Source organism: Lentzea sp. NPDC042327, assembly GCF_040647275.1.
Classification (GTDB): Bacteria; Actinomycetota; Actinomycetes; order Mycobacteriales; family Pseudonocardiaceae; genus Lentzea.
The window spans coordinates 95,177-110,752 of the sequence record NZ_JBEZBX010000018.1 but is presented as its reverse complement, the minus strand read 5'-3'; the positions used below and the strand labels follow the sequence as shown (position 1 = coordinate 110,752).

1 protein-coding gene is annotated in these 15,576 nt (G+C 75.1%); it reads left to right on the top strand.

Features of this window, described 5'->3' with window-relative positions; translation table 11 throughout:
- Nucleotides 1–41: 41 nt before the first annotated feature.
- Nucleotides 42–15,554: a type I polyketide synthase gene (locus AB0A63_RS34645; RefSeq protein WP_360398819.1), complete on the top strand. Its 15,513-nt coding sequence runs from the start codon at nucleotides 42–44 to the stop codon at nucleotides 15,552–15,554.
- Nucleotides 15,555–15,576 lie beyond the last annotated feature (22 nt).

Sequence of the window (15,576 nt, the reverse complement as noted above, 5' to 3'; positions counted from 1 at the left end):
GGCCGCGGCCCTCGGCTTCGCACAGGAGTGGCGACACACCGATGACCAACGACGAGAAGCTGCTCGCCTACCTCAAGCGCGTCTCGGGCGAGCTGCACGCGACGCGGCAGCGGCTGCGCGAGGTCGAGACGCAGGACGCCGAACCGATCGCGATCGTCGGCATGGGCTGCCGGTTCCCCGGCGGTGTCACCACGCCGGAACAGCTGTGGCAGCTGGTGACCGGTGGGGTCGACGCGGTGGACGAGTTCCCGTCCGACCGCGGCTGGGACATCGGGCAGCTCTTCGACCCGGACCCCGACGCCGAGGGGAAGACCTACCTCACCCGCGGCGCCTTCCTCGACGACGCCGCGGGGTTCGAGCCGGACTTCTTCGGCATCAGCCCGCGCGAGGCGCTCGCGATGGACCCCCAGCAGAGGTTGCTGCTCGAAACCTCCTGGGAGGCGCTGGAGCGGTCCGGGGTGGCGCCGGGCACCCTGCGGGGCGCGCGCGTCGGCGTCTTCGCGGGCACGAACGGGCAGGACTACAAGGACCTGCTCGCCCGGATGCCGAGCGACCGGGAGGCGGCGCTCGGGACCGGTGTGCTCGCCGCGGTGCTCTCCGGCCGCATCTCCTACACCCTCGGGCTCGAAGGCCCGGCGGTCACGGTCGACACCGCGTGCTCGTCCGCGCTCGTCGCGGTGCACCTCGCCATCCAGGCGCTGCGGGCCAAGGAGTGCACGCTCGCGCTCGCGGGCGGCGCGACGGTCATGGCCACGCCGAACGCCTTCATCGCGTTCAGCCGCCAGCGCGGGCTGTCGGCGGACGGCCGGTGCAAGGCCTTCTCCGACTCCGCGGACGGCACTGGCTGGGGCGAGGGCGCCGGGATGCTCGTGCTCGAACGGCTCTCCGACGCGCGCCGCAACGGCCACGAGGTGCTGGCCGTCGTGCGCGGCAGCGCGGTGAACCAGGACGGCGCCTCGAACGGCCTCACCGCCCCGAACGGACCGTCGCAGCAGCGCGTCATCCGCGCGGCGCTGGACTCGGCCAGGCTCACCCCGGCCGATGTGGACCTGGTCGAGGCGCACGGCACCGGCACCACGCTCGGCGACCCGATCGAAGCCCAGTCCCTGCAGGCGACGTACGGCGCGGAGCACACCCGTGAGGCCCCGCTGTTCCTCGGTTCGGTCAAGACCAACATCGGGCACACCCAGGCCGCCGCGGGCGTCGCCGGGATCATCAAGGTCGTCATGGCGTTGCGGCACCGCACCCTGCCGAAGACGCTGCACGGCGAAGAGCCGACGTCCAAGGTGGACTGGAGCGGCGGCGAGATCCGGCTGCTGACCGAGAACCGGCCGTGGCCGGAGGCGGACCGTCCCCGGAGGGCCGCCGTGTCGTCGTTCGGCGCCAGCGGCACCAACGCGCACACCATCATCGAGGAAGCCCCGGTCGTGGAGCCCGCGGGCGACGGGGAAACGCCGGCGGACCGCCTCGTGCCGGCGGTCGTGCCGTGGGTGCTGTCCGGTCGCACGCCGGCGGCGGTCCGCGCACAGGCAGCGGGACTGGCCGAGCACGCTCGCGACCTGGACCCGCTGGACGTCGCCTGGTCGCTCGCCGGGACGCGCACCGCCCAGCAGTACCGCGCGGTGGTGCTGGGCGCGGACCGCGACGCGCTGCTGGCCGCCGTCGCGCGCGTCGCCGAGGGCGGACCCGCCGCCGTGGCCGGTCGTGTCCGGAAAGGACAGACCGCGTACCTGTTCACCGGACAGGGCTCGCAGCGGCCCGGCATGGGCAGGGAGCTGCACGCCGGCTTCCCGGTCTTCGCGGCGGCGTTCGACGAGCTGTGCGCGCGTTTCGCACAGGAGGACGCGGCGCTGTCCGGCTTGCGCGACGTCATGTTCGGCACCGATGCCGAACCGCTGAACCGCACCGCGGTGACGCAGGCCGCGTTGTTCACCTTCGAGGTCGCGCTGTACCGGCTGGTCGAGTCCTGGGGCATGGCACCGGACCACGTCGGCGGCCACTCGATCGGCGAGCTGGCCGCGGCGCACGTCGCCGGGGTGCTCGACCTGGACAACGCCGTCCGGCTGGTGGCCGCGCGCGGCAGGCTCATGCAGGCGCTGCCGGAGGGCGGCGCCATGGTGTCGCTGCGCGCCACCGAGAGCGAGGTCCTGCCGCTGCTCGACAGGACCGGCGGACGGGTGGGCATCGCGGCCGTCAACGGACCGCGGTCCGTGGTCATCTCGGGTGACACCGACGCCGTGCGGTCGGTTGCCGCGCAGTTCGAGAAGACCCGGCAGCTGCGCGTGTCCCACGCCTTCCACTCGCCGCTCATGGAGCCGATGCTGGCCGAGTTCCGCGCGGTCGCCGCCGCGCTGACCTACCGGCGCGCGACGGTTCCCGTCGTCTCCAACGTCAGCGGCGCGCTCGCCGGGCACGAAGAGCTCGCCGCACCGGAGTACTGGGTACGTCACGTGCGTGAGGCGGTGCGCTTCCACGACGGCGTGCGCGCCCTCCACAACGCGGGCGTCACCCGTTTCCTGGAGATCGGCCCGGACGCGGTGCTCACCGCGATGGCGCGCGAGTGCCTGGTCGCCGAGGACGGCACCGAGGCGGACGTGGTGCTGGTCGCGACGGCGCGCCGTGAGCGCGACGAGGCCGAGACGCTCCTGACCGCCGCGGCCGGGCTGCACGTCTCCGGCGCCGGTCCCGAGTGGACGGAGCTGGTGCGCGGCGCACGTCCGGTCGACCTGCCGCCGACGGCGTTCCAGCGCGACCGGTTCTGGCCGGAGACGGTCGGGGACACGGGCTCGACGGGTTCGGTCGCCGCGTTCGGTGTCGACGCGGCCGAGCACCCGCTGCTGGGCGCGGTGACGGTGGTCGCCGGTTCGGGCGGGGTGGTGCTCACGGGCAGGCTCTCCACCCGCACGCACCCGTGGCTCGCCGATCACGTCGTGGGCGGCGCGGTGGTGCTGCCCGGTACCGCGATGGTGGAGCTCGCCGTCCGCGCGGGAGACCAGGTCGGCGCGCGGAGCATCGACGAGCTGACGCTCGAGGTGCCCCTCGTGCTCCCACCCGACGGGGCCGTGCGCATCCAGGTCGTCGTCGGCGGGGGACAGGACGACCTCCGGGAGGTCGCGGTGTACGCGCGTCCCGAGCAGGCGGCGCCGGACGAGCCCTGGACGCTGCACGCGTCGGGCCTGCTCGGCTCCGGGCGGACTGAGCGGCCGGCCGGGCTGGACGTCTGGCCGCCCGAGGACGCCGAACCGCTCGACGTCACCGGCCTCTACGAGCGGCTGGCCGAGTCCGGGCTGGACTACGGCCCCGCGTTCCGCGCGCTCACGGCGGCGTGGCGCGGTGCGACCGGTGAGGTGTACGCCGAGGTCCGCCTCCCGGACGGCCCGGCGGCCGACGCCGGCCGGTTCGGTCTGCACCCGGCCGCGTTCGACGCCGCACTGCACTCCCTCGCGCTGCTCGGCGGCGACACCCCGGGAGGTGACGGCGCGCGGCTGCCGTTCCTGTTCACCGGAGTCGCGCTGCACGCCACGGGTGCGGCGGTGCTGCGCGCGCGGCTGCTGCCGCTGTCCGACGGCGAGTTCGCGGTGGAGCTCGCCGACAGCGAGGGCGCACCGGTCGCCACCGCGGCCTCGCTCGTCTCGCGGCCACTGGCGAACCTGCGCCGGGAGCACGACGCGACCGCCGACGCGCTGTACGCCCTCGGCTGGCAGCCGGTGACGCTCGGCGAGACCGGCGGCGACTCCGGCTACCGGGTGCTGATGACGACACCCGGTACCACGCCCGAGGCGGTCCGCATGGCGACGCACGCCGCGCTGGCCGCGCTCCAGGAGGACGACGCGCGGCCGCTCGCGGTCGTGACGCGCGGCGCGGTCGACCACACCGGCGCCGGAGGTGTCACCGACCTGGCCGGTGCCGCGGTGTGGGGCCTGGTGCGGTCCGCCCAGTCCGAGCAGCCGGACCGGTTCCTGCTGGTCGACCTCGAACCCGGCGCCGCCGACAACCTCGCCGAGCTCGTCCCGGCGGCTCTCGCCTCCGGCGAACCGCAGCTCGCCGTCCGCGACGGCCGGACCTACGCGGCCCGCCTCCTGCGCGCGAACCGCGCCGCGGACGACGACCGGCCCGCGTTCGACCCCGAAGGCACGGTGCTGCTCACCGGTGCCACCGGCGGTCTCGGCCCGGTGCTCGCCCGGCACCTCGTCACCGAGCACGGCGTGCGGCACCTGCTGCTGGTCAGCCGGAGCGGCGCGGGTGCGGAGCTGGTGGCGGAGCTGACCGATCTCGGCGCGGCGGTGACGAGCGCCGCCTGCGACGTGGCCGACCGCGCCGCGCTCGCCGCCGTGCTCGCCGCCATCCCGGCCGGGCACCCGCTCACCGCCGTCGTGCACGCGGCCGGCGTGCTCGACGACGGCGTCGTGGACTCCCTGACACCGCAACGGCTCGACACCGTGCTGGGGCCGAAGGCGCTCGGCGCGCTGCACCTGCACGAACTGGCCGGCGAGGTCTCGGCGTTCGTGCTGTTCTCCTCGATCGCCGGCACCGCCGGCGCACCGGGCCAGGGCAACTACGCCGCGGCGAACGCCCTCCTCGACGCCCTCGCCGCGCACCGCGCCGCGAGCGGTCTGCCCGCGCTGTCGCTCGCATGGGGACCCTGGGTGCCCACCGGTGGGATGACGAGCACGATCGAGGCGGCCGACCACGCGCGGATCGCGCGCGGCGGCATGACGCCGCTGACGGAAGAAGAAGGCACGGCGCTGTTCGACCGCGCCCTGCGCACCGCCGTGCCGGCGCTCGCACCGGTGCGGCTCGACCTCACCGCGTTGCGCGCGCAGGGTGAGTCGCTCGCCCCCGTGTTCCGCGCGCTCGCCGGACGGACCGAGCGCCGCAGGGCCGCCGCGGGCGAGACGGGGACGGCCTTCGCCGACCGCATCGCCGCCCTCGGGGACGAAGAACGCGCCGAGGCGCTGCTGCAGCTCGTGCGCACGCACGTCGCCGCGGTGCTGGGGCACGCCTCACCCGAGGGGATCGAGGCCGACCGCGCGTTCAACGACCTCGGCTTCGACTCGCTCGCCGCGATCGAGCTGCGCAACGCGCTCATCCAGGAGACGGGGCTGCGCCTGCCGGCGACGCTCGTGTTCGACCACCCGTCGTCCGAGGTGCTCAGCAGCTACCTCGGCACCCTCGTCACCGGCGGAGGGCGCAAGCGTCGCGGCCGCACCTCCACCGCCCCCGCGGACGAGCCGCTCGCGATCGTCGGCATGGCCTGCCGGTACCCCGGTGGTGTCACCTCGCCCGACGAGCTGTGGCGGCTGGTGCACGACGCCTCCGACGCGATCACCCCGTTCCCGCGCAACCGCGGCTGGGACGTCGACCGCGTCCTCGACCCGACCGGCGGGCGTCCCGGCACCAGCTACGTCGGCGAAGGCGGCTTCCTGCACGAGGCAGGCGAGTTCGACGCGGCGTTCTTCGGCATCAGCCCCAACGAGGCCGCGGTGATGGACCCGCAGCAGCGGTTGCTGCTCGAAGCCTCCTGGGAGGCGCTGGAAGCGGCGGGCATCGACCCGCAGTCCCTCAAGGGCAGCCGCACGGGCGTGTTCGCCGGTGTGCAGTACCACGACTACCTCGGCAGCTTCGGCACCGGCAGCATCATCTCCGGCCGGATCTCCTACACCCTCGGACTGGAGGGCCCGAGCCTGTCCGTGGACACCGCGTGCTCCTCCTCGCTGGTGGCGCTGCACCTCGCGGGGCAGGCGCTGCGGCAGGGCGAGTGCGGGCTGGCGCTCGTCGGCGGTGTCGCGGTGATGGCGACGCCGGACACGTTCGTGGAGTTCAGCCGGCAGGGCGCGCTCGCCGCCGATGCCCGCACCCACGCCTTCGCCGACTCGGCGTCCGGCACGGTGTGGGGAGAGGGCGTCGGCGTGCTGGTCGTGGAACGGCTCTCCGAAGCACGCCGCAACGGCCACGAGGTCCTCGCCCTGGTCCGCGGGACCGCGGTGAACTCGGACGGCGCCTCCAACGGCCTGACCGCGCCGAACGGGCCGTCGCAGGAGCGCGTCATCCTGGACGCGCTGGCGAACGCGCGCCTCTCACCGTCCGATGTGGACGTCGTGGAGGCGCACGGCACGGGCACCACCCTGGGCGACCCCATCGAGGCGCAGGCGCTGCTCGCCACCTACGGGCAGGAACGCGGCGAGCACGGCGAACCGCTGTGGCTCGGCTCGATCAAGTCGAACATCGGTCACACCCAGGCGGCCGCCGGTGTCGCCGGCGTCATCAAGATGGTCCAGGCGCTGCGCCACGGCATCATGCCGAAGACCCTGCACGTCGACGCCCCTTCGTCCAAGGTGGACTGGGAGGCGGGCGAGGTGCGGCTGCTGACCGAGGCGAGGGAGTGGCCCGCGCTGTCCCGTCCGCGCCGCGCCGGGATCTCCTCGTTCGGGATCAGCGGCACCAACACGCACGTGATCGTCGAGCAGGCGCCCGCCGTGCCCGCCGCGAGCGCCGCCGGGGAAGGAGCGCGGCTGCCCTGGCTGCTCTCCGCGAAGACGCCGGACGCGCTCGCGGGCCAGGCGGCCGCCCTGCGCGACCACCTGAACGCGCATCCCGGGCTCGGCACGCCGGAAGTCGGCTGGTCGCTCGCCCACGGCAGGGCACGCTTCGCGCAGCGCGCGTCCATCACCGGTACCGACGCGGAACGGCGCGAGGCCCTGGCCGCGCTCGCGGCCGGCGGCACCCACGCCGCGCTCACCTCCGCCACCGCGGCGGGCAGGGCCAAACCGGTGTTCGTCTTCCCCGGCCAGGGGTCGCAGTGGCGGGGCATGGCCACCGAGCTGATCGACTCCTCACCGGTGTTCGCCGCGCGCATGGCCGACTGCGCGGCCGCGCTGAAGCCGTACACCGACTGGGACTTCGACTCCGAGCTCTCCGGCGCGCTGGACCGCGTGGACGTGGTGCAACCACTGCTGTGGGCGGTGATGGTGTCGCTGGCGCACACCTGGCAGGCGGCCGGTGTCACCCCCGCGGCCTTCATCGGCCACTCGCAGGGGGAGATCGCCGCCGCGTGCGCCGCGGGCGCGCTGTCGCTGGCCGATGGCGCCCGTGTCGTGGCGTTGCGGTCGCGCGCCATCGCGGAGGTGCTCGCGGGCACCGGCGGCATGATGTCGGTCGGTGCCGGGGTGGACGACGTCCGGGAACGCCTCGGCGCGTGGGAGGGGAGGCTGTCGGTCGCCGCCGTCAACGGTGCCGCCTCGACCGTGGTCTCCGGTGACGGTGACGCGCTCGACGAGCTGTACGAGCAGCTGGTGGCCGGCGGCGTCCGGGCGAAACGGCTCCCGGTGGACTACGCCTCGCACAGCGCGCACGTCGAGTCGTTGCGCGAACGCCTCGCCGAGGTGCTCGACGGCCTGCGGCCGAGCTCGACCGGCGTGCCGTTCTACTCGACGGTGACCGGTGAGCCGATCGACACCGCCACGATGGGCGCCGGCTACTGGTACACGAACCTGCGCGGCACCGTCCTGTTCGAACAGGCCGTGCGCGCGGCGGTCGACGCCGGGCACACGCTCTTCGTTGAGGCGAGCCCGCACCCGGTTCTCACCGTGGGAATCCAGGAGACCGACGCCGCGGTGGCCGCTGTCGGCTCGCTGCGCCGCGACGACGGAGGCCTCGACCGGGTCCTCGCCTCGTTCGGTGAGGCGTTCGCGCACGGTGCCGCCGTGGACTGGGCCGCCGTCGCCGACGGTCACGGCGGGCGTCCGAAGCGGGTGGCGCTGCCCGGCTACGCGTTCCAGCGCGAGTGGTACTGGCTCGACAGCACCGCCGCCGGCGCCGACGTGACCTCGCTCGGCCTCGCGCCCACGGAGCACGCCGTGCTCGGTGCGGCGGTCCTGCGCGCGGACGAGGACAGCGCCGTGTTCACGGGACGGCTCTCGCCCGCGTTGCAGCCCTGGCTGAACGACCACCGCGTGGCCGGCCGGCTGCTGTTCCCCGGCACCGGGCACCTGGAGATCGCCCTGCGCGCGGGAGAGCAGGTCGGCGCCGGTGACGTCGCCGAGCTGACCCTCGGCGCCCCGCTGGTGGTGCCCGACGAGGGCGCGGTCCAGCTGCAGGTGGTGGTCGGCGCCGCGGACCCGGGCAACGGCACGCGCGAGGTCGGCGTCTACTCGCGGCCGGCCGACCGCGAGGACGAGGTGAGCTGGACCCGGCACGCCGAAGGTGTCCTCGCCCCGACCGGCACGCTGCCCGCCGTCCCCGGTGCGGACCTGGCCGCCTGGCCACCGGCGAACGCGGAACCGCTGCCGCTCGAAGGGTTCTACGACGAGCTCGCCGAGATCGGGCTGGGTTACGGACCGCTGTTCCGCGGCCTGCGCGCCGCGTGGCGCACGGCGGACGGCCTCTGCGCGGACCTGGTGCTCGACGGTCGCGGCGCCACCGCCGACGGGTTCGGCCTGCATCCCGCGCTGTCCGACGCGGCACTGCACACCGTGGCGCTCGCCGGCGAGGTGCTCGGCGGCTCCGGGTCCGGCCCGATGCTGCCGTTCGCGTGGTCCGGTGTGCGCCTGCACGCCACCGGTGCGACGGCCCTGCGCGCGCTGATCCGCCCGCTGGGCGAAGGCGCGGTCTCACTGGTGCTCGCCGATCCCGCGGGCAGCGTCGTGGCGACGGCCGAGTCGCTGACGCTGCGGCCGTTGCGCACCGACGCACTCGCCGCCGCCGAGCAGGCCGGTGCGAACGGCGCCCTGTACGGCGTCGGCTGGACACCCGTGGCCGTACCGGACGCCACCGGCGAACCCGTCGCGGCGGTCCTGCGGGCGGCGGAAGGCAGCAGTGCGGGCGAAGCGCGCGCCGCGGTGAACCAGGTGTGCGCCCAGCTGCGGGACGCCCTCGCCGCGGACGGTCTGCTGGCGGTCGTGACCGGGTCCGATCCCGTGGGCGCCGCGGTCGCCGGGTTCGTGCGCTCGGCGCAGTCGGAGAACCCCGGCCGCGTGCTGCTCGTGGAGAGCGACGGCGCGGACGTGACGGAAGACCGGATCAGCCAGGCCGTCGCGATCGGTGAACCGCACGTGCTGCTGCGGGACGGCGCGTGGTTCGCGCCGCGGCTCACCAGGAGCACGATCGAGGACACCGAACCGGCGTCCCTCGCGGAAGGGACCGTGCTGCTCACCGGCGCCACCGGTGCACTCGGCACGGCGATCGCGCGCCACCTGGTCACCGCGCGGGGCGTCCGGAACCTCCTGCTGCTCAGCCGGCGCGGCGCCGCGCCGGAGTTCGTCGACGAGCTGACCGCGCTCGGTGCCGAGGTGACGTCGGTCGCCTGCGACGTCGCCGACCGCGCCGCGCTCGCCGCCGTGCTGGCGGGCCTGCCCCCGGAGCGCCCGCTGGCCGCGGTGATCCACGCCGCGGGCGTGCTCGCGGACGGCGTGCTGGAGTCGATGACGCCGGAGCGCGTGGACGCGGTGTTCCGGCCCAAGGTCGACGCCGCGTGGAACCTCCACGAGTTGACGGCGGGCAGTGCGTTGGCGGAGTTCGTCGTGTTCTCCTCGTCGGCCGCCACCCTCGGATCGCCGGGACAGGCCAACTACGCGGCGGCGAACAGCTACCTCGACGCGCTCGCGCGGCACCGGCACGGACTCGGACTGCCCGCGCGCTCCCTCGCGTGGGGCCTGTGGGACCAGTCGGGCGGCATGACCGGCACGCTCGACGAGACCGACCGCTCGCGCATCGCGCGCGGGGGTGTCGCGCCTCTGTCCACAGCGGACGGTCTGGCGCTGTTCGACGCCGCGCTGCGCGGCAGCGAGCCCGTCGTGCTCCCGGTCCGGTTGGAGCTGGCCGCGTTGCGCGCTCAGGGCGAGGACCTGGCGCCGTTGTTCCGCGGCCTCGTGCCGGTCCGCCGCGTCGCGGCGGGCAGGGCGAGCACGACCGGCGCCGGCGGGCTGCGCGAACGGCTCGCCGCCGTGGCCGAGCCGGACCGCGAACCACTGCTGGTCGACCTGGTCCGCGAGCACGTGGCGGCCATCCTCGGCTACCGGTCGGCGCAGGAGGTCGACCGCACGCTGGCGTTCCGCGAGCTCGGGTTCGACTCCCTGGCCGCGGTGGAACTGCGCAACGGCCTGTCCAGGGCGACGGGCCTGCGGCTGCCCGCGACGCTCGTGTTCGACCACCCGACGTCCGCCGCGCTCGGGCGGCACCTGCTGGACGAGTTCGCGGGCACGATCGCCACGGCGGTCAGCGCGCCGCGCCCGAAGGCGGGCGGGGCCTCGGACGAGCCGATCGCCGTCATCGGCATCGGCTGCCGGCTTCCCGGCGGGATCGGCTCTCCCGAGGACCTGTGGCGGGTCGTCGCCGAAGGCCGTGACGTGGTGGGCGAGTTCCCGCAGGACCGCGGCTGGGACGTCGCGAACCTGTACGACCCCACCCTCGACCGGCCGGGCACGAGCTACACGAAGCACGGCTCGTTCCTCGACGGCGCCGCCGACTTCGACCCCGGCTTCTTCGGCATGGACGACGAGGAGGCGCTCACCACCGACCCCCAGCAGCGGTTGCTGCTGGAGACCTCGTGGGAGGCGCTCGAACGCGCGTCGATCGACCCCGTGACCCTGCGCGGCTCCGACACCGGTGTGTTCGCGGGCGTGATGTACCACGACTACGTCGGCAGTGCCGGTTCCGGCAGCGTGGTGTCCGGCCGCGTGGCGTACGAGCTGGGACTCGAAGGGCCGACGCTGTCGATCGACACCGCGTGCTCGTCGTCGCTCGTCGCGCTGCACCTCGCCGTGCAGTCGCTGCGGCAGGGCGACTGCGCGCTGGCGCTGGCCGGTGGCGTGACCGTCATGGCGACGCCGGGAACCTTCGTGGAGTTCAGCAAGCACCGCGGGCTCTCGCGGGACGGCCGGTGCAGGCCGTTCGCCGACGGTGCCGACGGCACCGGTTTCGGCGAGGGCTCCGGCGTGCTCGTCCTCGAACGGCTCTCCGACGCCCGGCGCAACGGCAGGCGCGTGCTGGCCGTCGTGCGGGGCAGCGCCGTGAACTCCGACGGCGCGTCCAACGGCATCACCGCTCCGAACGGGCCCGCGCAGCAGCGCGTGATCCGCAGGGCGCTCGAAGCCGCAGGACTCGCACCGTCCGATGTGGACGTGGTGGAGGCGCACGGCACGGGCACGACGCTGGGCGACCCGATCGAGGCGCAGGCCCTGCAGGCCACCTACGGCGCCGGCCGGTCCGCGGACACGCCGCTGTGGCTGGGATCGGTGAAGTCCAACCTCGGTCACACGCAGGCCGCGGCGGGCGTCGCCGGGGTGATCAAGATGATCGAGGCGATGCGTGCCGGGACGATGCCGGCGAGCCTCGGCGTCGACGCCCCCTCCCGGCACGTGGAGTGGGAGGGCGGCAACGTCCAGCTGCTCACCGAGTCGCGCCCGTGGCCCGCGTCCGGCCGTCCCCGCCGCGCCGGTGTGTCCTCGTTCGGCATCTCGGGCACCAACGCGCACGTGATCATCGAAGCCGCGCCGGAAGACGAGGTACCGGCGATCGAACCGGCCGCGCCGGACACCGGTGTCGTCCCGTGGCTGCTGTCCGGCCACACACCGGAGGCGTTGCGCGCGCAGGCCGCCCGGCTGCTGGACCACGTCACCGGGGGTACCGGGGAACCGATCGCGGTGCTCGCGGGTGGACTGGCGAGCGCCCGCACCCGGCTGCGGCACCGTGCCGCCGTGCTCGGCGGCACCGTCGAGGAACTGACCGGCGGGCTGCGCGAGGTCGCCGAAGGCCGGTCGCCGCGCACCGGCGCGTCGGGCGCCGCCACCGAGGGCAAGCTCGCCTTCCTGTTCTCCGGACAGGGGTCGCAGCGAGCGGGCATGGGCAAGCGGCTCCGCGAGGTGTTCCCCGTCTACGCCGAGGCCTTCGCCGAGGTCCGCGCGCACCTCGACCCGCTGCTCGAACGGCCGCTGGACGACGTGCTCGACGACGCCGCCGCGCTGGACCGCACCGGGTACACGCAGCCCGCGCTCTTCGCGCACCAGGTGGCGTTGTTCCGGCTGCTCACCGCGCTCGGCGTCCGGCCGGACGCCGTCGCGGGGCACTCGGTCGGGGAGTTCGCGGCCGCGCACGTCGCGGGTGTGCTCGACCTGCCCGACGCGTGCCGCCTCGTCGCCGCGCGCGGCAGGCTCATGCAGGAGCTGCCCGCGGGCGGCGTGATGATCGCGATCAAGGCCACCGAGGCCGAGGTGGCGCCACTGCTGACCCGGGACGTGAGCATCGCCGCGGTCAACGGCCCGTCGTCGGTGGTCGTGGCGGGCCCCGCGGAACCGGTGCGGGCGATCGCGGCGCGGTTCGGCCGCACACGGGAGCTGAAGGTCAGCCACGCCTTCCACTCGTCCCTGATGGACCCGATGCTCGCCGAGTTCCGCGAGATCGCCGAGTCGGTGAGCTTCGGAACGCCGCGCATCGCGTTCGTCTCCAGCCTGACCGGGACGGCGGTCACCGGCGCCGACCTGGCCTCACCCGAGTACTGGGTGCGCCACGCGCGCGAAGCGGTGCGGTTCGCCGACGCGGTCGGCGCGCTGCACGACGCGGGGGTGCGCCGGTTCGCCGAGGTCGGCACCGGCAACGCCCTCACCGCGGCCGCGGTCGAATGCCTGCCGGAGGACGGCAGCGCGGTCGTTCCCCTGCTGCGCAAGGACTCCGACGAGGCCGCGTCGGTGGTGTCCGCGCTCGCCGCTCTGCACGTGCACGGTGCCGCTGTCGACTGGACGGCGCTGCTGCCGCACCGCGACGGCGCGGGCCTGCCGACGTACGCCTTCCAGCACCGGCGGTTCTGGCTCACCAGCGGCGCCGCGGCCTCGTCCGGGGGCGGGCACCCGCTGCTGGGCACCGCCGTCGACCTCGCGGGCAGCGAGGGCGTGGTCCACACGGCACGGCTGTCGCTGGCCGAGCAGCCGTGGCTCGCCGAGCACGCCGTGGGCGGCGTGCCGCTGCTCGCGGGCGCAGCGTTCGTGGAGCTGGCGCTGGCCGCCGGTGCCGGGCTCGGCTGTGCGCGGATCGACGAGCTGCTGGTCACCGAGCCGCTGGTCCTGCCGGACCACGCGGCGGTGCGGGTGCAGTGCACCGTCGGGGAGCCCGACGACGCCGGACGTCGTGAGTTCCGCTGCTACGCGGCGGTCGGGAGCGAGCCGTGGACGCTGCACGCGTCCGGCCTGCTGCGGCCCGCGCACGGGCAGACGGCCGACCTCGGTGCGTGGCCTCCGCCGGCCGCGGAACCCGTCGCGCTCGACGGCGTGTACGAACGCTTCGCCGAGCTGGGCGCGGACTACGGTCCCCGCTTCCAGGGCCTGCGTTCGGCCTGGCGGCGCGGCGAGGACGTCTACGCCGAGGTGGAGGTGCCGCGCGAGCCGGTCGCCCCGGAGCCGTTCCTGCTGTACCCGGCGTTGCTGGACGCGGTGCTGCACGGCATCGGCCTGCGCTCCGGCGAGGAGCCGGAGCGGATCCGGCTGCCGTTCGCGTGGAACGGCGTGGAGCTGGCGACGCGGGGAGCGACCGCGCTGCGCGTCAGGATCAGCCCGAGCGGTGGCGACGCCGTGCGGGTCGTGGCCACCGACGCGACCGGCCGCCTGGTGTTCACCGTGGACTCCCTCGCCCTGCGCGAGATCCGGCCCGAGCAGCTCTCCGCGGCGGCGTCCGGCGGGCACGAGCACCTGTTCCAGCTCGCGTGGACGCCGCTCGCCGTGCCGTCCGCTCCGAGCGCGGGACGGTGGACCGTGCTCGGCCAGGGCGACGTGCCGGACTCGCGGTGCAAGGAGGTCGCGAGCGTGCTCGAGGAGGCCGTCGCCGAGGTGGTCCTCGCCAGGGACCTCCGCGAGCTGGACAGCACGACGGACACGCTCGTCGTGCTCGCCGAGCCCGGCGGCGACGGTCCTGACTCCGCGCGTGCCGCCCTCGAACGGCTGCTCGCCCTGGTGCGGGACTGGCTCACGGACGACCGGTTCGCCGACATGACGCTCGTGGTGGTCACGCACGGCGCGGCGGGGCCGGACCCGACCCGTCCTGGTCAGGCGGCCGCGTGGGGGCTGCTCCGCTCGGCACAGACGGAGAACCCCGGCCGCGTGGTGCTCGCGGACCTCGAAGCACCCGACACCGCGGGGAGCTCCTGGCGAGCGCTGCCCGGTGCCGTGGCGTCCGGCGAACCGCAGTTCGTCGTGCGCGAGGGCCACGTCGCCATCCCCCGGCTCGTGCGTGCCCCGAAGCGGGCCGCGGACCCGGCCGACTGGTCCGGGGGTGTGCTGGTGACCGGTGGCACGGGTGCGCTCGGCGCCGCCGTCGCACGGCACCTGGTCACCGCGCACGGTGCCGACCGGCTCGTGCTGGTGAGCCGCAGCGGTCCCGACGCCCCCGGAGCGCTCGCGCTGCGGGACGAACTGGCCGGGGCTGGTGCCGAGGTGACCGTCGTCGCCTGCGACACCGCGGATCGCGCGGAGCTGGCCAGGGTGCTCGACGAACACCCGGTGTCCTCCGTCGTGCACACCGCGGGTGTGCTGGCCGACGCCGTGCTGACCTCCCTGACCGCCGAACGGCTGAGCGAGGTCCTGCGCCCGAAGCTGGACGCGGCCTGGCACCTGCACGAGCTGACCCGTGACCGGGGCCTGAGGCGGTTCGTGCTGTTCTCCTCGGCGGCGGGTCTGCTCGGCAGCCCGGGACAGGCCGGGTACGCGGCGGGCAACGCGTTCCTCGACGCGCTCGCCGAACACCGCCGTGCGCTCGGACTCCCCGCCGTGTCGCTCGCCTGGGGACCGTGGGAGGGGGCCGGCATGGCCGCCTCGCTGGACGACGGCGACGCCGGCCGGATGAGCAGGGGTGGTGTGCTCCCGCTCGCCCGGGAGGCCGCGCTCGCGTTGTTCGACACCGCGACGGCCGGGGAGGCGGGGGAGTCCGCGCTGCTGCTCGCCGCCGTGCTCGACACCTCGGCTCCGCGCGATGCCGCTCACGTGGCCCCGTTGCTGCGCGGGCTCGTCAGGGTGCCGAAGCAGCAGGCGGCGGCGTCCGGCTCCGGTGCGGCGGCGGCGTTGCGGCGCGAGCTGGCGGCGCTGGACGAGGAGGGCCGCGCGGAACGGCTGGTGCGGCTCGTCGAGGAGGAGGTGCGGTACGCGCTCGGCGTCGAGCGGATCGAGGAGGGCCTGTCGTTCAAGGACCTCGGTTTCGACTCGCTCAGCGCCGTCGAGTTCCGCAACCGCCTCAACGAGGCCACCGGTCTGCGGCTGCCGGCGACGCTCGTCTTCGACTACCCGAACCCGGACGCGCTGACCGCGCACCTCGCGGCACAGCTCGAGCCCGTGACGCCCGCTCCGCGTGGCGGCGACGGCGCCGAAGCGGACGTCCGGGCGGTGCTCGCGTCGATCCCGGTGGGCAGGCTCCGCGAGGCCGGTCTGCTCGACACCCTGCTCGCGCTCGCCGAGCCCCGTCCCGCCGCCACCGGGACGAACGCCCCGGTGGCCGACGCGCTGGACGATCTCGACACCGAAGCCCTCATCAGTCTCGCCCTCGGCGAGACCGGCGACGAGTTCGCCGGCGAAGGGCTGTGACATGGAGGCACGGATGGCTGAC